A 20,286-nucleotide genomic window follows, 5' to 3' on the forward strand; every position below is an offset into this window, starting at 1 on the left:
CATGCCGGGGCCTCGTGCGTTTTCTTCCCTTCGATTCCGATCGCAGTGGCGCTGCGCCGATCCGTCGGCGCCTGCGGGAGCGAAACGTGGCCGGCGAATCGAGATCCGTTCGATTCCGTGCGAGCCGTCTCCCTGGCGCGGGAGCGGTGACGTTGCCGACCCGTTCATGATGCCGCGGACCCGGGGGCGTGAGGATCGGCGGATGCCGCGGCCGGCTATAGGGTTTTTCCTACCCGGCGGGGTCAGGACCGGCGAGCGCGCAGCGATGTCATGGATGATAATGGTCATCACCGCATCGCAGAATCTGGATACACACTCCATCGAAGCTACATCGACGTATGTGAACGTAGTGACTTCGCCGCCGCCGATTACGACGGTTTTCCCACATCCCCGTTGCAAGCATTTCGCATCATGCGCATCCTGGTCGCCGAAGACGATACGTCCATTGCCGTTGCATTGCGCGACTCGCTCGCCGAGTGCGGCCACGTAGTGGACCATGTCGGCGACGGTGCCGCCGCCGAGCGCGCGCTCGGTAGCGAAAGCTATCAACTGCTGGTGCTGGACCTCGGTCTGCCGCGCCGCGACGGGCTACAGGTGCTGCAGCGCCTGCGCGCGCGCCGCGACGAGATCCCGGTGCTGGTGGTGACGGCGCGCGATGCCGTGGAAGACCGCATCCACGCGCTCGACCAGGGCGCCGACGACTACCTGATCAAGCCCTTCGAACTGTCCGAGTTCCTCGCCCGCACCCGCGCGCTCCTGCGTCGCAGCAGCAGCGGTGGCGTACCGGAACTGGTGCTGGGACAGCTGCGCATCAATCTGGCCGGGCGCCGGGTATGGCTGCAGGACCAGCCGCTGGACCTGACCGCGCGCGAGTTCGCGCTGCTGGAGACCCTGCTGCTGCGCAGCGGTCGCGTGGTCAGCCGCAGCCAGCTGACCGAAGCGCTGTGCGACTGGCAGCACGAAATCACCGACAACGGCCTGGACATCTCCATGCACCGCCTGCGGCGCAAACTGCACGGCGCCGGCGTCGGCATCCGGACCATCCGCGGCCTGGGCTATCTGCTGGAGGAGTCGCGCGCCGCCTCACCGGCCGCCGACCACGCACAGATGCCGCAGTGAGCGCGACCGCGGCCGCGCAGTCGCCGGCATACCGCCACCCCAGCCTGCGCCAGCGACTGCTGGCGTTCCTGCTGATTCCGACCATGCTGCTGATGCTGGTGGTGTCGGCGCTGTTCTACCTGCTGATGCTCAAGTACACCAATCACGTCCACGACATGGACCTGAAGGAGGACACGCAGGGCCTGGCGAATGCGGTCAACGACCCCGGCGAGCGCATGCCGCTGACCCTGCAGGCGCGGCAACTGCTGGAGTACAGCAGCGACGGCCGGGTGTTCTTCAAGCTCGACAGCCGCCGCCACGGGGTGATCAGCGGCAGCACCCAGCCGATTCCGGCGCATCCGGATCCGGCCGAAGTCGGCCGGGTGATGCTGTACGACGACCGCATGGACAACGGCGTGCCGGTGCGTGTGGCCAGCCTGTTGCTGCCCTCGGCGCTGGAGCCGGGCGACTGGCTCACCGTGTCGGTGGCCGAGACCCTGGACGACCGTCACCGCCGCGCCCGCGAGATCCTGGTGCTGATGCTGCCGACCGAACTGCTGCTCACCTGCTCGCTGCTGGTGCTGGTCTGGCATGGCGTGCGGGTCGGCCTGCGCATGCTGGAGCCGGCGGTGCGGCGGCTCGACGACAGCCAGCGCGACCTCAGCCCGGTGTCCGGTCCCGACATCCCGATGGAGATCGTGCCGCTGACCCAGGCCATCGACGGCCTGCTCGGCCGCCTCAAGCACATGATGGCGCTGCAGGAACGCTTCCTCGCCGACGCCGCGCATCAACTGCGCACGCCGCTGGCCGGGCTGAGCATGCACGTGCAGCGCGCCCAGGCCAGCCAGCGCCCGGAGGACACCGCGCAGGCGCTGCAGCACATCCGCCAGCTGACCGACCGCGCCACCCGCACCTCCACCCAGCTGCTGGCGCTGACCCGCACCCAGGCCCCGCGCGAGAGCATCCGCCCGCTGCTGCCGCTGGATCTGGCGCAATGGCTGCCGCAGGCGCTGGCCGAGCGCATCCCCGACGCCCTGCACGCCGGCGTGGACCTGGGCTACGACGGCGGCGACGACGACGCGGCTGCGGCCTGGGTCGCCGCCGACGCCTATGCGCTGCGCGAACTGCTCGACAACCTGCTGGACAACGCGTTCCGCCACGCCGCCGGCCGTGTGGTCACGGTCAGCCTGCGGCGCGATCCGCTGTCCGTGCGCCTGGCCGTGGACGACGCCGGCAGCGGCATCGACGAGGCCCTGCTGCCGCGCCTGGGCGAGCGCTTCTTCCGCGCCCCGGACGCGCCCGAAGGCGGCACCGGCCTGGGCCTGGCGATCGTCGCCAACATCGCCGCCCGCCACCACGCCACGCTGCGCTACCGGCGCTCGGCGCTGGGTGGCCTGCGTGCGGAGCTGGACCTGCCGGCCGGCGCGGAGCCGCAGGCATGAGCCGGAGCCGGATCCGCCCGGCCAGCGTGCTGACGCTGGCCGCCGTACTGGCCCTGGCCGGCTGCGCCAGCACGCCGTTGCCTGACCTGCCGCAACAGTCGCTGCCCGCGCGATGGAGCAGCCCGACGCCGCAGGCCGCGGTCCCGCGCCCACCCGGCACGGCCTGGTGGCAGGACTTCCACGACCCGCAGCTCGATGCGCTGGTCGCGCAGGCGCTGCGCGACGACCTCAACGTCGGCCAGGCACTGGCCAAGCTGCGCGCGGCGCGGCGCCTGGATACCGTGGCCGGCGCATCGCAACGCCCGCAGCTGCGTGCGCGCACCCTCGACCCGATCGATCCCGACGCCAGCGCCTCGTTCCTGGTGGTCGGGCTCGACTCGGAATGGGAGTTGCCGCTGTTCGGCCGCGGCGAGGCGACCCGGCGCATGGCCCGCGGCGATCTGGACAATGCCCAGGCCGACCTGGCGCAGGTACGCGCGGCGACCATCGCCGAGGTGACCCGCAACTGGATCGACCTGCGCCACGCGCAGCAGGCGGAGCGGCTGCAGCAGGATGTCGTCGCCGCCCGCCAGCGCCAGGCGACCCTGCAGGCGACGCTGGTCGACCTGCATCTGGCCACGCCGGCTTCCGCGGCGCAGGCGCAGGCTGCCGCACTGCAGGCGCAAACCGCCCTGGACGAGCCGCGCGATGCCGCCGCCGCAGCCGCGCGGCGCCTGGCGGTGCTGCTGGGCCGCGACACGCCCGACCCGGCATGGAGCACGGCCGCGGCCAGCGCCGCGCCGACGGCGTTGCAGATCGCCGCGGTCGACAGCGTCCCGGCCGACCTGCTGCGCCGGCGCCCGGACATCGCCACGCGCGAAGCCGAGGTGCTGAGCGCGGCCGGCGCGCTGGATCTGGCCCGCGCCGATCAGTACGGCAGCATCGGCCTGGGCGGTTCGATCCGCTGGTCGACCACCCTGCTGAGCCATCGCCGCACCGCCACCCACGGCATCGCCTCGTTCGGCCCGGTGATCGACATTCCGCTGTTCGACTGGGGCATCCGCCATGCCAAGGCCAAGGCGCGCGGCGACCTGCTGGAAGCGGCCACCCTGGCCTACCGGCAGACCGTGCTGGAGGCAGTCAACGAGGTCGAGGACGCGCTGACCGCACTGGAACAGCAGCGGCGCAACGTCGAGACCCAGCAGCAGGTGCTGCAGGCACAGCAGCAGGCCAGCGAGGTCGCGCAGCAGCGCCGGCGGCTGGGCCTGGGCAGCGACCTGGACGTGGCCACGCAACAGGCCGCGCGCGACCAGGCCGCCCTGGAACTGCTGGAAGCGCAGCGCCAGCGCGACCTGGCCTACGTCGCCCTGCACACCGCACTGGGCAGCGCCACTGCGCCGATCCCCGGCACCGGCGCCGTCAGCAACCACGAAGGCGCGCAGCCCTGATGGTCGCGCTGGCCCGCCAGACCCTGCGCTACGAGTGGCGCCGCTTCCTGCCGGTGGTGGTGTCGGTGGGCTTCGCCAGCCTGTTGCTGCTGCTGCAGACCGCACTGGTGCTGGGCATCTTCGGCAGCGCCAGCGTCTATGTGTCCGGCTCCGATGCCGACCTGTGGCTGGGCTATCCCGGCACGCAGAGCGTGGACCAGGGCCGCGCCATCGATCCGGACGCGGCCGCGCCGCTGTACCTGGACCCGCGGGTGGCGCAGGTCGAGCCGTTCATCTGGTTCGACGGCGACTGGCGCGGCCCCGGCGACACCGGCGCGGTGTCGGTCTACATCTCCGGCATCGACACCCGCGACGGCGGGCTGATGTTCTCCCGTCTGCTCAGCCCCGCCCTGCGCGCGGCGCTGCGCGAACCGGACACCGTGGTGGTGGACCGCGCGGAACTGGACAAGCTCGGCGTCGGCGTCGGCAGCAGCGCGCGCATCAATGGTCATCGCGTGCGGGTGATCGGAGTCGGCCGCGGCCTGCGCGCGCTGGGCGGGGTCAACGTGCTCGCCTCGCTGGACACCGCGCGCGCGCTCAACAGCGACACCGCGCATCCGGACTGGCCGACCTACATGGTGGCCAGGCTGCGCCCCGGCGCCGACCCGCAGGCGGTGGCGCAGGCGATCGACAGCGCGGTCACGCGGCCGCGCGTGGAAGCCTGGAGCGCCGACGATTTCGCCCGGCGCAGCATCCTGTTCTGGATGTTCGACACCGGCGCCGGCTCCGGCGTGCTGTTCCTCGGCGGCATCGTGCTGCTGGTCGGCGTGGCCATCACCAGCCAGACCCTGCTCGGCACCGTGCTCGGCGCCGCGCGCGAGTACGCCACGCTCAACGCGCTGGGCGTGAGCATGCGCAATCTGCGCTGGGTGGTGCTGGAACAGGCCGCCTGGGTCGGTGCGCTGGGCCTGATCGGCGCCAGTGCGCTGGGCGCGGCGCTGGTCGCGCTGGCCCGCGCGCACGACGTGCCGGTGGCGTTCAACGCCAGCGGCTGGGGCCTGTGCGTGTGTGCGGTGATGCTGCTCACCGTGGTCTCGGCCCTGGCCGCGCTGCGCGGGCTGCGCCGCGCCGATCCGGCGTTGCTGCTGCGATGAGCCGCATCGTCGCCCCCGCCGCGCTGCACCCGGCCGCCGCCACCCTCAGCGGCAGCGGACTGTGCAAGAGCTTCGTCTCCGGCAGCCTGCGCACGCCGGTGCTGCGCGACGTGGAACTGCAGGTGTGGCCGGGCGAGCTGACCCTGATCTCCGGCCCGTCGGGCTGCGGCAAGAGTACCCTGCTGTCGATCCTCAGCGGCCTGCAGCGCGCCGACGCCGGCCAGGTGCTGGCGCTGGGCGAGGAACTGGGCGCGCTCGGCGCCACCGCGCTGGAGCAGTTCCGCCTGCGCCACACCGGCTTCATCTTCCAGGGCTTCAACCTGTTCCCGGCGCTGTGTGCGCTGGACCAGGTGCGGCTGCCGCTGCAGTACATGGGCCTGGCCCCGGCCGAAGTGCGCAGCCGTGCGGAGGAAGCGCTGGCCGAGGTCGGCATCGCCCACCGCCAGCACCTGCGCCCGGCCGAACTGTCCGGCGGCGAGAAGCAGCGCGTGGCGATCGCCCGCGCGCTGGCCAAGCACCCGGCACTGCTGTTCGCCGACGAACCCACCAGCGCGCTGGACGCCGGCAACGGCCAGATCGTGATCGACCTGCTGCACCGCATCGCGCGCCGCCACAACACCATGGTGCTGTGCGTGAGCCACGACCCGCGCCTGATCCGCCATGCCGACCGCGTGCTGTCGATGGAGGACGGCCGCATCCTCGACGACCGCCGCGTCAACGCGCCGCCCTCGCCCCTGCCCACACGGAATCCCGCACCATGAAAGCGTTCGCCGCCGCGCCCCTGCTGAGCCTGCTGCTGGCCGCATGCGCGCCCTCGGACCGCACGCCGGCCCCGGCGCCGGCCGCCACCCCGGCCTACCTGGCGGTGGCGCGCGGCCGCATCGATGTGGAAGGCGGCGTGCTCAAGCTCGGCCTGCCGGTCGCCGCGACCCTGCGCGAGGTACCGGTGCACGAGGGCGACGCGGTGCAGAAAGGCGCCGTGCTGGTCGCCGGCGACGACCGCGCCGCCGCGGTCGAGCTGGACATCGCCCGCACCCGCGCGCAGGCCGCGGCGACCCACCTGAAACAACTGCAGCAGCGCCTGCAAAGCGCCCAGCAGAAGCAGCGGCGGCTGGCCGAGGCCGCGCGCCTGGGCGCCGGCGACGGGCAGACCGCAGACGATGCCAGCGACGCGGTACAGAGCCTGGCCGACGCGCTGGACACCGCGCGCAGCGACGCGGCCCTGGCCGACGCGCAGGTACGGGCGGCAGAGTTGCAGCGCGCGCAGTACCGGCTGCAGGCGCCGGTCGCCGGCCGCGTCCTGCAGTTGTCGGCCGCGGTCGGCGCGCGCAGCGAGGCCAACGCGCCGCTGCTGACCCTGCTGCCGGACGCGCCGCGCCTGGTCCGCGCCGAATTGAACGAAAGCTATGCCGGCAGCGTCACCCCGGGCATGGCCGCCGAGGTCATCAGTGACGACGGCCGCCAGACCGTGCTTGGTCAGGCGGTGGTGCGTTGGCTGGCGCCGGCCTACGGCCCGACCCAGTTGCACGACGACGCCACGCCCGCCGGCAACGACCGCAGCGTGGCCTGCGTGCTGGCCTTCACCCAGCCCTCGACCCTGCGCCTGGGCCAGCGCGTACTGGTGCGCTTCCGCAACCCGGCCGCGGCCAAGCATTGAGCTTGCACGCCGCCGCGGCGGCGAAAGGCTGCTGAAACGCGCAGCGGCGACCCTGCACGGATTGCCGAGACTGCGCAGCCGCGCCCATTCACATGATCCAATCTGCCGAGTTCCACTTCGAAGGCGGCCGCAACGGCGTGCTGCTGATCCATGGCCTGACCGGCACGCCCAGCGAAATGCGTCTGCTCGGCAAGAGCCTGAACCGCGAAGGCTTCAGCGTCCATGGCGTGCAGCTGGCCGGCCACTGCGGCGACGAGGACGATCTGCTCGCCACCAACTGGCGCGACTGGTACGCCAGCGTCGAGGCGGCGGCCGCGCGCATGCGCCCGCAGGTCGACCGGCTGTTCGTGGCCGGGCTGTCGATGGGCGCGGTGCTGGCGCTGCGCCTGGCGCAGGAGCGTCCGCAGTGGGTGGACGGCGTCGGCGTGCTCGGCGCCACCTTCCGCTACGACGGCTGGAACATCCCCAAGCGCGCGCGGCTGGCGTTCCTGCTGCCCTGGTTCAAGCGCCTGGGCATCGGCAAGCGCCGCATGTTCCTGGAAGAGCCGCCGTACGGCCTGCGCGACGAGCGCATCCGCGCCCAAATCAGCAGCGCGATGCTCGGCGGCGACAGCAGCGCCGCCGGCCTGCCTGGCAACCCCTGGCACGCCCTGGCCGAGATGTACCTGCTCGCGCGCGCGGTGCGCCGCGACCTGCCCAAGGTCGTCGCGCCATGCCTGGTCGCGCACGCGACCGAGGACGACATCGCCGACCTGCGCAATGCGCGGCTGGTGATCGCCAACGTGTCCGGGCCGACGGAGCTGCTGCTGCTGCACGACAGCTATCACATGATCACCCTGGACCGCGAACGGCGCGTGCTCGGCGCGCGCCTGGCGCAGTTCTTCGCCGCCCTGTGCGCGCCGCAGCAGGCCGCCGCCTGATGGCGATGACCGGCTCGGTAGTGGGCATCTGGCTGGCGACGGTGGCGCTCGACACCGCCGGCCAATTGGCCTTCAAGTACGTGGCCAGCCACCCGCAGGGCACCGGCATGGCGCGCTGGCAGCGCATGGCGCGGCAGCCGCAGCTGTGGTTCGGCGTGGCCTGCTACGTGCTCGAATTCCTCGCCTGGACCGCGTTCCTGTCGCTGGTGCCGCTGGGCCGCGGCGTGCTGCTGGGCTCGATCAACATCGTGGCGATCATGCTGGCCGGGCGCTGGCTGTTCGGCGAACGCCTGGGGCGCATGCAGGTGGCCGGCATCTGCCTGGTCAGCGCCGGCGTGGCCGTGGTGGGGCTGGGCTCATGAGCCGGCCGCCGCTGCATCGCTATGCGGTGGGCTTCGCCCTGCTGCTGAGCTTCGACACCCTGGCGCAGATCGGCTTCAAGCTGGCCGGCACGCACGCGTTCCCGCCGCAGGCCGAACTGGCGTGGGTGCTGCGCCTGCTCGGCAGCCCATGGCTGTACGCCGCGTTGCTGGGCTACGTCGGCGCGTTCTTCACCTGGATGAAGCTGCTCGAGCATGCGCCGATCGGCCCGGCGTTCGCCGCCTCGCACCTGGAGGTAGTCAGCGTGATGCTGCTGTCGGCCTGGTGGTTCAACGAACACATCGGCCTGCTGCAGGCGCTGGGCGCGGCGCTGATCGTCGGCGGCATCGTCTGCCTGGCGATCGGCGAACGCGCGGATCCCGCCGATGCGCACTGAAATCCCACCGACCGCCGGCCTGCCGCTGCAGTGGGGCGACCTGTGGCCAGGCCGGCCGCGCGAACGCCTGGCCAGCGCGCTCGGCCTGCCGCAGGCCCTGCTGACCTGCTCGGGCACCGCCGCGCTGATCGTGGCCCTGCGCACCCTGACCGCGGCCAACCGGCGCCGGCAGGTGCTGGTGTCGGCCTATACCTGCCCGCTGGTGGCGCTGGCGGTGGCGCACTGCGGCCTGCAACTGGTGCTGTGCGATCTGCTGCCCGGCTCGCTGGAACTGGACCCGGTGCAGCTGGCGCAGCGCTGCGGCAGCGACACCCTGGCCATCATCGCCACCCATCTGGGCGGGCGTCTGATCGACCTGGCACCGCTGCGCCGCGCCGCCGAAGGCTGCGGCGCGCTGCTGATCGAGGACGCGGCGCAGGCGCTGGGCGGCGTGCACGCCGACGGCCGCCCGGCCGGCCTCGGCGGCGACATCGGCTTCTGCAGCCTGGCCGCCGGCAAGGGACTCACGCTGTACGAAGGCGGGCTGCTGATGTCGCGGCATGCGCCGCTGCAGCGCAGCCTGGCCGACACCGCCGCGCGCCTGGGCCAGCGCGACTGGCGCTGGGAACTGCGGCGCAGCCTGGAACTGCTCGGCTACGCCGCGCTGTACCGGCCGCAGCCGCTGCGCTGGGCGTACGGCGCACCGGTGCGCCGCGCGCTGCGCCGCGGCGACCGCATCGGCGCGGCCGGCGACCGCTTCGGCACGGCCATCGCCCAGCACGCGGTCGGCGCCTGGCGCGAAGGCGTGGGCGTGCGCGCCAGCGCCCGCTGGCCGGCATTTCTTGCGCAGATCCGCGAACAGGGCCGGCGCCGCAGCGCACGCCTGGCCGGCATCCCCGGCCTGAGCGTGATCGCCGATACCCCCGGCGCCCAGGGCAGCTGGCCGATCCTGATGGTGCTGCTGCCCGATACGGCCGCACGCGAATCGGTGCTGGGTGCGCTGTGGCCGCGCGGACTCGGGGTGGCGGTGCCGTTCGTGCATGCCCTGCCCGAGTACGACTACCTGGACGGCATCGTCGAACGCACGCCGATGCCCAACGCCAGCGACTTCGCCGCGCGCTGCCTGAGCATCAGCAACAGCCCCTGGCTGGACGAGGCGCGCTTCGAGACCATCGTGGCCACGCTGCAGGCGGCCTGCGCCGGCGCGGTCGGGCCGGCGCCGCTGGATGTCGACCTGGTGCACGCCGCTGCGCCGAGCGCTTGATCGGGCGACGTGCGACTTCGCCAGCGTCGCGATGACAACGCGCCGGTCGTAACGACGACAAAATCCTGCAGGCGCAGCTTCATCCGCGAGAAGCGTTACCGGTCATGCCCTCGCGGCGGAAGCCGCGCCCACAGAAACAGGCCGCGCTAGCCGACGCTGGCCGCATCCAGCGCCGCCAGCAGCCGCAGGTTCAACGCGTGCTGCTGCGCCTGCCACGCCGCCAGATCCGCCGGCGACGGTTCGGGTTGCGCATCCAGCGCCGCCAGCTTGCGCTTCCACCATTGCGGGTAATGGGCCAGCGAGACTTCGCCGGTGATGTCGCTGCCGCACACCTGCCCGCGCAGCGCCTCGATCGCCTGCAGCAACTGCGGCACGCGCAGTTGGCCCTGGTCCCAGTTGGTGCGCACGTCCTGCGGATCCAGCACGTCCTTGTCCAGCGACAGATAGGTCGGCATCGGCGTGCGCTTCAGGTGCTCGACGAAAGCATCGCTCAGCGCGCTCACGCTGTCGAAGCCGCGCACCGCCTGGCCCAGGCCCAGCCGCCGCGCCCAACCCACGTCCACGCCGCTGCACCAGTAGCGCAGCTTGCCGCGGTACAGCGGCAGCAGATGGTTTTCCCAGGCATGGCCCGGGCCCACGTCGCCGGAGGTGATGCCGGCCACCTCGACCTGCGCCACCTGCGGCAGCGCGGCGATGCGGCGCACCCACGACCCGCAGTGCACGCCGAACGGGAAGCGCATGTTGTCCGGATGGTTGTCGAACACCACCACCCGCAACGGCGCCTGCGCGCGCTGCGCCAGGCGCACGATCAACGGCAGGCTCAGGTGATGGAAATCGCCGCTGCCCAGCAGCACGGTGCCGTACTGCGCCGGCAGCGCCTGCTCCAGCGCCGCGCCGAAGCGGCGCAGCCGCGCCATCGAGCAGGCGAAGCGCAAGCCGTCGCACCAGTCGCGCAGCGGCAGGTGCACGGCATCGGGTACGACGCCCAGCGAATCATCGAGATCGAGCAGGACCGGGGTGCGCATCTCAGTCCTCCTCGGCGGCATCGGCGGCCGGCCCGACGTCGTCGGATTCGAACAGCGGCCGCAGCCGCCGCAGCACGGCGCGCAGCAACGGATTGCGCAGGTACACCGCATGCCAGGTATAGGTGAAGCTGGCGCCGAGCTGGGCCTTCACCTCCGGATCGGTCCAGCCGGCGACGTAGGCGGTGAGGCCATGGCGGCAGGCATAGTCGAGGTTCTCGATCCAGCTCAGCGCGTACAGGTTGTGGTCGCGCGCATCCGGGTAATGCAGGCCGATGTACTTGTCGAGCAGCCGGCCCTCGTGCACGTAGCACAGGTTCCAGCCGATGATGCGGCCCTTGTGCCGGTACACGAATACCTGCCCACCCGAGTCGGCGTCGGTCAGCAGCGCGTCGAAGAACGGCTCGGTCAGCAGGTCGAAATGGATCTCGCTCTGCGCGTACACCTCCTGGTACAGCGCATAGCAGTGCGCGCGCAGCGCCGGGTCGGCGAAGGCCGGGCCGGTCGGCAGCACCTCGATCTCCAGATTGGCGCGCGAGCGCAGCTTGCGGCGGATGTTGCGCCGGCGCCCGCGCGAGAGCCGCGCCAGGTACTCGTCGGTGGAGGCGAAGTCGATCGGCACCCAGGCCAGCGCCTGCCCGCGCAGCAGCACGTAGCCGTTGCGCTCGCAGGCGTCCAGGAACGCCTGCGCCCAGGCGTTGTCGGCCTCATCCAGCAACGGCGAACGCTGCGGCACGTCCTTGACGATCATCAGCGCGCGGCGCCGGCCCAGTTGCGTACGCCACTGCCGCGGCAACTGCGCCGGGTCGGCCGCGCGCGGCAGCCAGGCGTACTCGCTCACGGTGCTGCCGACGAAGCTGGTGCGCGGCCGCAGCAGGCGCTGCCACAGGCGCTGCAGCGGCAGCCGCGCCACCTTCGCGCGCAGCGCGGGTTCGGCGGTGGTGAGCAGGTCGAACTCGGCCTCGAAGGCCGGCACCCCGTGCTCCAGGGGCTGGATCAGGAAACCGGCTGGCGGGTGCTGCAGGAACTGCCGCTGCAAGGCCTGCGGCTCGAGTTGGTTGACGAAAGGCATCTGCAAGATTGATCGTCTAGCGTGGAGAATGGATGCTGCGGCCCAGGCCGCAGCGTGCGATCCACCGGCGGCGGGCGCCGCACGGTGGCCCTTCATTTCGCGGAGCACTGCCATGACCCCGTCCATCGAGTCGCAAATCCACAGCATCGTCGCCAAGCATGGCGAGATCGACCCGGCGCGCCTGACCCCGGATGCCAAGCTGCAGGACCTGGGCGTGGATTCGCTCGAGGCCATCGAAATCCTGTTCGACATCGAAGAACACTTCGACATCACCTTCCCGCAGCGCGACCCGAACCTGGACGACGGTTCGCTCGGCAAGCTGGTGCAGGCGGTCGAGGACGCGCTGGCGGCCAAGGCGGCGGCCGGCGCGGCGCAACCGGCGCACTGACGCGCCATGGGCGCCTCCCCGCACGCGCGGCGCGTCGTGGTCACCGGCATGGGCGCGGTCAGCGCGCTCGGCCTGGGCGCCGAGGCGCTGTGGAGCGCGATGCGCGAGGGCCGCAGCGGCATCGCCGCCCTGCCCTCGCCCGATCCGCTCAGCACGTTGAAGATGCGCGTGGCCGCGACCCTGCAAGGGTTCGCTCCGGATGCCACGCAGACCGGCGGCATCGCCCCCGGTCAACTCGACCGCATGACCCAGATGGCGCTGGTCGCCGCCCGCGAGGCGATCGCCCAGGCCGGTCTGCCGCACGGCGATGCCGCGCTCGGCGCGCGCTGCGCGGTGGTGGTCGGCACCGGCGTCGGCGCCGAACTCAGCCGCGACGAACAATCGCGCCGGCTGTACCGCGACCAGGCCGAACGCCTGCATCCGCTGACCATCGTGCGCAGCATGGCCAACGCGCCGGCCAGCCAGATCAGCATCGCCTTCGGCCTGCGCGGCCCGGCCTTCGCCGTGTCCAGCGCCTGCGCCTCGGCCAATCACGCCTTCGCCCAGGCCGCGCTGATGGTCCGCCATGGCCTGGCCGACGTGGCCATCGCCGGCGGCAGCGAAGCCTGCCTGAGCCTGGCGCTGATCCGCGCCTGGGAAGCGATGCGGGTGGTCAGCGACGACACCTGCCGGCCGTTCTGCGCGCAGCGCAGCGGCCTGGTGCTGGGCGAAGGCGCCGGCATGTTCGTGCTGGAAAGCGCCGAGCACGCGGCCGCCCGCGGCGCGCTGCCGCTGGCGGAACTGGCGGGGTTCGGCATGAGTTCCGATGCCGGCGACATCGTCGCACCCAGCGTCGACGGCGCCGCCACGGCGATGCGCCTGGCGCTGCAGGACGCCGGCCTGGCGCCGGAGCAGATCGATTACGTCAACGCCCACGGTACCGGCACGCAGGCCAACGACCGCTGCGAAACCCAGGCGCTGCGTCAGGTGTTCGGTGCGCACGCCGAGGCGCTGGCGGTCAGCTCCACCAAGGCGGTGCACGGCCACGCGCTCGGTGCGGCCGGCGCGCTGGAACTGCTGGCGGCGATCGGCGCGCTGCGCGAGCAGGTGGTGCCGCCCACGGCCAACTTCCTCGATGCCGATCCCGAATGCGATCTGGACTACGTGCCCAACCAGGCGCGCGCCCGCAACGTGCAAGCGGTGCTGAGCAATTCCTTCGCCTTCGGCGGACTCAATGCGGTGATCGCGCTGCGCGCGGCGGGCTGAAGCGCCCGCCGCCGCAAACAACGGCGGGAGGCAACGCGAACCGCGCGCGTCGTCTCCCGCCCGGCTCATGCGACCTGCTTGGCGCGGGTCAGCAACTGGTCCAGCAAGGACAGGCCCAGGTCGATCTCTTCGTGGCTGATGTGCAGCGACGGCGCCAGCGTGATCACGTTCTTGTAGTAACCGCCCACGTCCAGGATCAGGCCGATGCGCTTGCCGTTGTGGCGCAACTCGCCTTCCAGGCCCATGTCGACCATGGTGTCGAGCAGCTTGCGGTTCGGCGTGAAGCCGTCCGCCTGGCAGATTTCCGCACGCAGGGCCAGGCCCAGGCCGTCGACGTCGCCGATTTCCGGGTGACGCTTCTGCAGGTCGCGCAGGCCGTCCAGGAAGTGCGCGCCCTTGGCCATCACCATCGACTCGTAGTCGGTCTCGGCCAGCATGCGCATGGTTTCCAGGCCGACCGCGGTGCCCAGCGGGTTGGAGGCGAAGGTGGAGTGGGTCGAACCCGGCGGGAACACGGTCGGGTTGATCAGCTCCTCGCGCGCCCAGATGCCGGCCAGCGGGTTCAGGCCGTTGGTCAGCGCCTTGCCGAACACCAGCACGTCCGGGGTCACGCCGAAATGCTCGATCGCCCACAGCTTGCCGGTGCGGAAGAAGCCCATCTGGATTTCGTCCACCACCATCAGGATGCCGTACTTGTCCAGCACCCGCTTCAGGCCGGTGAAGAAGTTCGGCGGCGGGATCACGTAGCCGCCGGTGCCCTGGATCGGCTCGACGTAGAACGCCGCGTACTCGCACTGCCCGGCCTTGGGATCCCACACGCCGTTGTACTCGGTCTCGAACAGGCGCTCGAACTTGGCCACGCACTGCTCGCCGTACTCTTCCTTGGACATGCCCTTGGGGCCGCGGAAGTGGTACGGGAATTCGATGAACTGGGCGCGGTCGAAATGACCGAAGCGGCGGCGGTAGCGGTACGACGAGGTGATCGCCGAGGCGCCGAGGGTACGGCCGTGATAGCCGCCTTCGAAGGCGAACACCAGGCTCTTGCCGGCGCTGGCGTTGCGCACCAGCTTCAGCGAGTCTTCCACCGACTGCGCGCCGCCGACGTTGAAGTGCACGCGGCCCTTGCGGCCCCACTTGCGCTCGGCGTCGACCGCGATGGTCTTGGCCAGCTCGATCTTGGTCGGGTGCAGGTACTGGCTGGCGACCTGCGGCAGGGTCTCGATCTGGCGGGTCAGCGCCTGGTTCAGGCGCGGATTGGCGTAACCGAAGTTGACCGCCGAGTACCACATCTGCAGGTCCAGGTACGGCACCTCTTCGGTGTCGTACAGGTAGCTGCCGTCGCAGCGGCCGAAGATGCGCGGCGGCTCGCTGTAGTGCACGGTGTCGCCGTAGGAGCAGTACTGGGACTCGTCGGCCAGCATCTGCGCATCGGTCAGCGCGCGCTGGTGGTCGGCACCGGTGCGCAGCAGCGCCTCCGGATCGGGCGCGGCATCGCCATGCAGCGGTGCGAGCGAGGAAAGCGAAACATTCCGGTTCATCGGGATCAGGCTCGTTGGGTGACGGGAAGCGGGAAGGACACGGTGGTGGTCGCCGGCACCGCCAGGTCGGGCAGCAGGGCGATGGCGTCGTCGAAACCGGTGATCGCGCAATGGGCGATCCCGTTGGCGCGGCAATGGCGCAGCAGACCGTCCTTGGCGAACACCAGGTCGGCCTTGCCGGCCAGGCAGAAATCGGAGCGGCCGTCGCCGATCAGCAAGGTGGCGCGCTCGGGCGGCTGCTGCGCCATGACCGCGCACTTGCAGGTGCCGCTGGGGCAGTCCGGCCGCGCATGCGGCGAGGCCATGCGCCATTCGCCCGCGTCGGTACGCAGCAGGCGGTTGGCGATGATCGGCAGATGGTGCAGACCGTGGCGGGCCAGGATCCGCGCGATGCCGTAGTCCAGGCCGTCGCTGACGATGCTCAGCGGGATGCCCAGGCGTTCGGCCAGCGCCACGAAGCGCACGAAGGCCGGGTCGATCCGCACCGCATCCAGCACCCGGTGCAACGCATCGACATCGCCGTCGAGCAGCGCGACCTGCTTGCTCATGCACTCACGGGCCCCGATCCGACCGGCGACCCAGTCGTCTTCCAGCTCCTGCCAACCGGGGCGCCCGAGGTGCTCGAGCAGGCTGTCGGTCACGTCCTGCAGGGACACGGTACCGTCAAAATCGCAAAGGATGTTCCATTGGGCGCGCAAGGTGGCTCTCCGGCTGATGGGGGCAGAGCCTAGGCACGCTGTCTTTCGCACTCCTTTCGGCGAGGTGAAAGAAAGCGGAGCGTTCACATTGGGCGTGGTAGGTGCCCACGCATCCCCCTGACCTGCTGACCGCCCAACGCTGGGATGCGCTACACGGTTCCCAATTCGACCGCGATCGGGCAACCTACATGCACCAGGCCCGGATGGCGAAACTGGTAGACGCATCGGACTTAAAATCCGCCGGGGGCGACCCCATGCCGGTTCGATTCCGGCTCCGGGCACCACTTGCTGACAGGCGAAACCGACAGGCCACACAAGGCAAGGCTGCCCGCTCTGCCGCCTCGGCACGCCAATCATCCCGATTACCACAGATGCACCTCGTGCAAGGTGGTGTTTGACATGCGGGCTGTTCACTGAAGTGCCAAGCGCAGCTTTGCCCTTTCCCACTCCCAGTAGCGGAAAGCGCAAGAAAAGCACATCCAATTGTGGGATGGCCCGCAAACTGTCGGAACCCAAGGCAAGGCGTCGCATCGCCCCAGACGGCACCGTGCTAAAAAATTGCCACACCAGCTACGCCAGCTGCTTAGGGAGAAGCGAGTGAACGAGACCTACCAAAGAGAAAAGCGCGCGCGTACGTTCGCCCAATCCATCAGGGACACGTGGAGTGGTCCGCTTTCCAGCAACCAGAAGGAACAGTTGGGCAAGAGGATCCTCGACGAAGTGGATGGCGCACCGGATCGTGACAGCCTGGAGTCCATCATCATCGCCGCGCTCAGAGAGAAGAATATCGATCCAGACGACCTCGGCATCGAATGGTCTTTGGATGGAGATTGAAAGCCATCGCCCGGCGCTCTCGAAGACGCCGATCAGCTTGAATGCTCAAGACAAGCCCACAGGTCGCCCAGCAAAGGCGGGGATGCCAATGCCGCTCCAGCGACACGGCCACCGAAAAGTCCCCGGCACCGCCGCCACGGCGGCACCGGGGATGCCAACGGCAAGCGTGATTCGCGGCACTCAGATCGCGCGCGAGTAGCGCGCCGGCTGGTCGGGCTGGCGCAGGTAGCGGTCGAAGCACATGGCGATCAGGCGCAGCAGCGGGCGGCCGCGGGCGGTGGCCTGGACCACGCCGTCGCGGTAGTCGGCCAGACCGTCCGCGCACAGCGGCGCCAGTGCGCGCAGTTCCTCGCGGAAGTAGCTGGCGAAGTCGATACCGTGGCGCTGCGCCACCACTGCCGCGTCCACCCGCCCCTGGCACATCAGCTGCTGGATCAGCTCGGCGCGCAGGGCGTCGTCGGCACTGAGCTGCAGGCCGCGCAGCACCGGGCTGTCGCCGGCGTCCACGGCCGCTTCCCAGGCCGGCAGGTCGCGCTGGTTCTGGCTGTAGCTGGCGCCGATGCGGCTGATCGCGCTGACCCCCAGGCCCAGCAGGTCGGTGTCGGCGTGGGTGGTGTAGCCCATGAAGTTGCGGTGCAGGCTCCCCTGCCGCTGCGCGCGCGCCAGGTCTTCCTGCGGCAGCGCGAAGTGGTCCATGCCGATGTACTGGTAGCCCGCTGCAGAGAGCCTGCTGACCGCGAGGCCGAGCAGGGCCAGCTTCTGCTCGGCATCGGGCAGATCGGCGTCTGCGATGCGCCGCTGCGCTTTGAACAGCTGCGGCATGTGCGCGTAGCCGTAGACCGCCAGGCGGTCCGGGCGCGCCGCGATCACCGTCTCCAGGGTCTGTTCAAACCCGGCCAGGGTCTGCCGCGGCAGGCCGTAGATCAGGTCGACGTTGACCGAGCGCATGCCGTGCACGCGGCAGGCGCGCAGGATGTCCAGCGTCTCGTGCACGCCCTGGCGGCGGTTGATCGCCTGCTGCACCAGCGGGTCGAAATCCTGGATGCCCAGGCTGGCGCGATTGAAGCCCAGTTCGGCCAATGCGGCGATGTCCTGCGGCGTCACCGTGCGTGGGTCCAGTTCGATGGACATCTCGCGGTCCGGCGCCTGGCTGAAGCGGAACAGCCCGCGCAGGCCCTGCACCAGTTCGCCCAGCAACTCGGGAGCGAGGAAGTTGGGGGTACCCCCGCCCAGGTGCAGTTGCACCACCTCGCGCTCGCCCTCGAAACACGCGGCCATCATCGCGGCCTCGCGCAGCAGCCGCTGCACGTAGGTGCGGCCGCGCTGCGGGTCGCGGGTGATCACCCGATGGCAGCCGCAATAGAAGCAGGGATTGCGGCAGAACGGCACGTGCACGTACAGCGACAGCGGCCGCCGCGGATCGCTGGCCTGGACCGCGGCGAACAATTGCGCCGGGCCGAAGCCGGTCTGGAAATGCGGCGCGGTCGGGTACGAGGTGTAGCGCGGGCCGGGACGGTCGTAGCGGCGCAGCAGGTCGGCGTCGAAGGTCCAGGCGGCGGAGGGATCGGGCGCGGTCAGGATGTCCATGCCACGAGCATGCGCGGCGCCCGGCACGGCCGCCTTGACCTGGATCAATCCGCGCACGCAGCCGGCGGCAGCGGCGATGCCGGCTCGAACGGGCGCCAGCTCATCTGGTGACGGCGCCAGAACGTCTCGGCGATGCGCTGGGCGATGTCGTCGGCCAGCAGCCGCATCGGCATGTTGGGCAGCTCGGCGGTGGTGGCGCGGAACAGGCCCAGCCAGCGCTGGAACAACAGTGCGCTGAGTTCGCGCATGGCCATGTGCCGCGGCATCGGCGCGCCGCGGAAGCGGCGGGTGCCGCGCAGCATCGCCGACCAGAAATCGCACAGCTGCTGCTGGTGCGCGTCCCAGTCCTCGATGTGCGCGGCGAACACCGCCGACAGATCGGCGTCGGCGCGCACGCGGCGGTAGAACGTCTCCACCAGCGCCTGCACCTCGGCCTCGCTGCACAGGTCCGGCCCCGGCAAGGGCATGCCCTCGATCTGGTCCTGCATGGTCCGCTCCACGTCGCTCGACGCCGACAGTCTCCACGCCGCCACCGCGGCGGCCTTGATCAGGATCAATGTCGGCATGGCCGGCACTGCCTAGTCTGCCGCTGCGGCATGCGCCGACGCCGGTGTCGACGGGGGATCGGCGGCCAGGCGGCTGGCAGGCGCGGCGACGTGTGTGGCGCTGCCCCCTTGGCGCATGCCGCATCCTCCTTTCGCGATGGAATCCACCGTCATGGCCTCTCCCGACGATCCGCTGCTCGACCCGCTCGATCCCGGTACGCCACGCCCGCTGGTGCAGCGGCTGGGGGTGATCCTGTGGCCGAGCTTCCTGGTGGCCGGCGCGATGAGCGTGCTGTTCTTCGCCCTGGTCGATCCGCTGGCGCTGCGCGACATCACCTTCCCCGGCCGCCAGCTGAGCCGCGAGCTGGGCTATACGGTGGGCTTCTTCATGTTCTGGCTGGCGACGCTGGCCTCGAGCCTGCTGACTGGCTTCCTGTTGCGTCCGGCGCCGCACGGCGACGCCGCGCCGCTGTCCTGAGCCGGCTGCCGATGCCTCGCCCGATCCACTTGCATGTCGTCACCTCGCCCGCAGCCACGGCAGGACCGGCGCCGCCACATCGGTACACGCAGTTCCGACGCGTGGTGCTGTGGCTGCTGTTCGCCGCCTTCTATCTGCTGCCGTGGCTGCGCTGGCAGGGCCGGCAGGCGCTGCTGCTGGACCTGCCGGCGCGGCGCTTCGACGTGTTCGGCTGGACCCTGTGGCCGCATGACGTCGGCTGGCTGCTGCTGGCGCTGGGCGCCGCCGCGGCCTCGCTGGCGGTGCTCACCACCCTGGCCGGGCGCCTGTGGTGCGGCTTCGCCTGTCCGCAGACGGTGTGGAGCCATGCCTTCGCCTGGATCGAACGGCGCTTCGCCGACTGGCCGGCCGCGGCACGGCACCTGCTGTGGGCGACCGTGGCGCTGTGGACCGGGGTCAGCTTCGTCGGCTACTTCGTGCCGATCGCCGACCTGGTCGCGCGCCTGCATCCGTTCGCCTGGAGCGGCGGGGAGACGTTCTGGGTGCTGTTCTATGCGCTGGCCACCTGGGGCAACGCCGGCTTCCTGCGCAGCCAGGTCTGCCGCTACCTGTGCCCCTACGCGCGCCTGCAGCCGCTGCTGTGCGACCGCGACACGCCGCTGGTCGGCTACGACGCGATGCGCGGCGAACCGCGCGGCGCCCGCGCCTGCGGCACTGGCAGCATCGCCCAGCGCGGGCGGCGCCTGCTCGACCCCGTCACCGCCCGCGACTACGCCGTGCGCGCCAGCATCGCCCAGCTCGCCGGCCAGGGCGGCAGCCGCGGCGAGGCCCTGGCCGCGTATGCCGGCACCCTGCCCAAGTTCAGCGTCGAACAACTCGGCGACTGCGTGGCCTGCGACGCCTGCGTGCAGGCGTGCCCCGCCGGCATCGATCCGCGCAATGGTGCGCATTACGCCTGCACCGCCTGCGGCGCGTGCGTCGAGGCCTGCGACCGCAGCATGGATCGCCACGGTTTCGCCCGCGGCCTGTTGCGTCTGGCTGGTGCCAATGCCATCGATCGCCAGCCGCGGCACTGGTGGCGCCGGCCGCGGCTGCTGGGCGGCGCCGCCACGCTGCTGGGGGCGTTGCTGGCGTGGTGGTGGCTGGCGGCGTGAGCCGGGCCGAGTCGACCGTGGCGACTCATTGGGCGCGGCGGAACCGCTGCCGCCCCCTGGGGCAGCGAC

General features: G+C 71.2%; 21 protein-coding genes and 1 tRNA gene. 16 read left to right on the top strand and 6 right to left on the bottom strand.

Going from position 1 to position 20,286, the window contains the following annotated elements; translation table 11 throughout:
• Positions 1–411 precede the first annotated feature (411 nt).
• The 10 genes from CEK66_RS14505 to CEK66_RS14550 all read left to right on the top strand — a co-directional run bounded on the left by CEK66_RS14505 (position 412) and on the right by CEK66_RS14550 (position 9,677).
• Complete coding sequence (locus CEK66_RS14505; RefSeq protein ID WP_017908858.1) at positions 412–1,119, top strand: response regulator transcription factor; 708 nt, start codon at positions 412–414, stop codon at positions 1,117–1,119.
• Positions 1,116–2,540 (top strand): sensor histidine kinase, encoded by a 1,425-nt coding sequence (locus tag CEK66_RS14510; protein WP_152237387.1) that lies wholly within the window; start codon positions 1,116–1,118, stop codon positions 2,538–2,540. Before CEK66_RS14505 ends, CEK66_RS14510 begins: the two co-directional genes overlap by 4 nt.
• On the top strand, positions 2,537–3,967 hold the full coding sequence (locus CEK66_RS14515; protein ID WP_152237388.1) for an efflux transporter outer membrane subunit: 1,431 nt from the start codon (positions 2,537–2,539) through the stop codon (positions 3,965–3,967). The genes CEK66_RS14510 and CEK66_RS14515 overlap by 4 nt, the downstream gene beginning before the upstream one ends.
• Complete coding sequence (locus tag CEK66_RS14520) at positions 3,967–5,100, top strand: ABC transporter permease (RefSeq protein ID WP_017910964.1); 1,134 nt, start codon at positions 3,967–3,969, stop codon at positions 5,098–5,100. The genes CEK66_RS14515 and CEK66_RS14520 overlap by 1 nt, the downstream gene beginning before the upstream one ends.
• Positions 5,097–5,861, top strand: a complete 765-nt coding sequence (locus tag CEK66_RS14525) for an ABC transporter ATP-binding protein (protein WP_152237389.1) — start codon at positions 5,097–5,099, stop codon at positions 5,859–5,861. Before CEK66_RS14520 ends, CEK66_RS14525 begins: the two co-directional genes overlap by 4 nt.
• Complete coding sequence (locus tag CEK66_RS14530) at positions 5,858–6,757, top strand: HlyD family efflux transporter periplasmic adaptor subunit (RefSeq protein WP_148828404.1); 900 nt, start codon at positions 5,858–5,860, stop codon at positions 6,755–6,757. The genes CEK66_RS14525 and CEK66_RS14530 overlap by 4 nt, the downstream gene beginning before the upstream one ends.
• A gap of 92 nt (positions 6,758–6,849) precedes the next feature.
• Positions 6,850–7,677, top strand: coding sequence for an alpha/beta fold hydrolase (locus CEK66_RS14535; protein WP_017910935.1), 828 nt, complete (start codon positions 6,850–6,852; stop codon positions 7,675–7,677).
• A complete protein-coding gene (locus tag CEK66_RS14540) occupies positions 7,677–8,039 on the top strand; it encodes an EamA family transporter (protein ID WP_017914162.1) in 363 nt (120 codons plus the stop codon). The genes CEK66_RS14535 and CEK66_RS14540 overlap by 1 nt, the downstream gene beginning before the upstream one ends.
• On the top strand, positions 8,036–8,434 hold the full coding sequence (locus tag CEK66_RS14545) for a DMT family transporter (protein WP_152181106.1): 399 nt from the start codon (positions 8,036–8,038) through the stop codon (positions 8,432–8,434). Before CEK66_RS14540 ends, CEK66_RS14545 begins: the two co-directional genes overlap by 4 nt.
• The gene (locus CEK66_RS14550; RefSeq protein WP_152237390.1) at positions 8,424–9,677 is read left to right on the top strand and encodes a DegT/DnrJ/EryC1/StrS family aminotransferase; all 1,254 of its coding nucleotides are present in this window, start codon (positions 8,424–8,426) and stop codon (positions 9,675–9,677) included. Before CEK66_RS14545 ends, CEK66_RS14550 begins: the two co-directional genes overlap by 11 nt.
• A gap of 146 nt (positions 9,678–9,823) precedes the next feature.
• Here the strand turns inward: CEK66_RS14550 and CEK66_RS14555 are convergent, their stop codons facing one another.
• Positions 9,824–10,702 (bottom strand): arginase family protein, encoded by an 879-nt coding sequence (locus CEK66_RS14555; protein WP_152237391.1) that lies wholly within the window; start codon positions 10,700–10,702, stop codon positions 9,824–9,826.
• 1 nt (position 10,703) lies between these two features.
• The gene (locus CEK66_RS14560) at positions 10,704–11,771 is read right to left on the bottom strand and encodes a GNAT family N-acetyltransferase (protein ID WP_152237392.1); all 1,068 of its coding nucleotides are present in this window, start codon (positions 11,769–11,771) and stop codon (positions 10,704–10,706) included.
• A 112-nt stretch (positions 11,772–11,883) separates the two neighbouring features.
• Between CEK66_RS14560 and CEK66_RS14565 the strand changes: the two genes are divergently transcribed.
• Together CEK66_RS14565 and CEK66_RS14570 are read left to right on the top strand one after the other, a co-directional pair.
• Positions 11,884–12,159: an acyl carrier protein gene (locus tag CEK66_RS14565; RefSeq protein ID WP_010342598.1), complete on the top strand. Its 276-nt coding sequence runs from the start codon at positions 11,884–11,886 to the stop codon at positions 12,157–12,159.
• 6 nt (positions 12,160–12,165) lie between these two features.
• A complete protein-coding gene (locus tag CEK66_RS14570) occupies positions 12,166–13,404 on the top strand; it encodes a beta-ketoacyl-[acyl-carrier-protein] synthase family protein (RefSeq protein WP_152237393.1) in 1,239 nt (412 codons plus the stop codon).
• 65 nt (positions 13,405–13,469) lie between these two features.
• On the opposite strand, the gene CEK66_RS14575 is transcribed toward CEK66_RS14570, so the two are convergent.
• Both CEK66_RS14575 and CEK66_RS14580 read right to left on the bottom strand, forming a co-directional pair.
• Positions 13,470–14,825, bottom strand: coding sequence for an aminotransferase class III-fold pyridoxal phosphate-dependent enzyme (locus tag CEK66_RS14575; protein WP_198526533.1), 1,356 nt, complete (start codon positions 14,823–14,825; stop codon positions 13,470–13,472).
• Positions 14,826–14,947: 122 nt separating this feature from the next.
• Positions 14,948–15,640: an MtnX-like HAD-IB family phosphatase gene (locus CEK66_RS14580; protein ID WP_026143941.1), complete on the bottom strand. Its 693-nt coding sequence runs from the start codon at positions 15,638–15,640 to the stop codon at positions 14,948–14,950.
• Between the two features lie 197 nt (positions 15,641–15,837).
• Between CEK66_RS14580 and CEK66_RS14585 the strand changes: the two genes are divergently transcribed.
• Together CEK66_RS14585 and CEK66_RS14590 are read left to right on the top strand one after the other, a co-directional pair.
• A tRNA-Leu gene (locus CEK66_RS14585) sits at positions 15,838–15,924 on the top strand.
• A 313-nt stretch (positions 15,925–16,237) separates the two neighbouring features.
• Entirely contained in the window at positions 16,238–16,474 is a 237-nt protein-coding gene (locus tag CEK66_RS14590; RefSeq protein WP_152237394.1) for a hypothetical protein, read from the top strand.
• A 180-nt stretch (positions 16,475–16,654) separates the two neighbouring features.
• Here the strand turns inward: CEK66_RS14590 and hemN are convergent, their stop codons facing one another.
• Together hemN and CEK66_RS14600 are read right to left on the bottom strand one after the other, a co-directional pair.
• Positions 16,655–18,061 carry an oxygen-independent coproporphyrinogen III oxidase gene (hemN, locus tag CEK66_RS14595; protein ID WP_193312666.1) on the bottom strand — a complete coding sequence of 469 codons (1,407 nt, stop codon included), beginning with the start codon at positions 18,059–18,061 and terminating at the stop codon, positions 16,655–16,657.
• Positions 18,062–18,105: 44 nt separating this feature from the next.
• On the bottom strand, positions 18,106–18,636 hold the full coding sequence (locus tag CEK66_RS14600; protein WP_152237395.1) for a group III truncated hemoglobin: 531 nt from the start codon (positions 18,634–18,636) through the stop codon (positions 18,106–18,108).
• Positions 18,637–18,778: 142 nt separating this feature from the next.
• Between CEK66_RS14600 and CEK66_RS14605 the strand changes: the two genes are divergently transcribed.
• Positions 18,779–19,084 (top strand): hypothetical protein, encoded by a 306-nt coding sequence (locus tag CEK66_RS14605; RefSeq protein ID WP_051067605.1) that lies wholly within the window; start codon positions 18,779–18,781, stop codon positions 19,082–19,084.
• Positions 19,085–19,185: 101 nt separating this feature from the next.
• The gene (locus CEK66_RS14610; RefSeq protein WP_152237396.1) at positions 19,186–20,217 is read left to right on the top strand and encodes a 4Fe-4S dicluster domain-containing protein; all 1,032 of its coding nucleotides are present in this window, start codon (positions 19,186–19,188) and stop codon (positions 20,215–20,217) included.
• Positions 20,218–20,286 lie beyond the last annotated feature (69 nt).

The organism is Xanthomonas sp. LMG 12460, assembly GCF_009192895.1.
In the GTDB taxonomy this organism is placed as follows: Bacteria; Pseudomonadota; Gammaproteobacteria; order Xanthomonadales; family Xanthomonadaceae; genus Xanthomonas_A; species Xanthomonas_A sontii.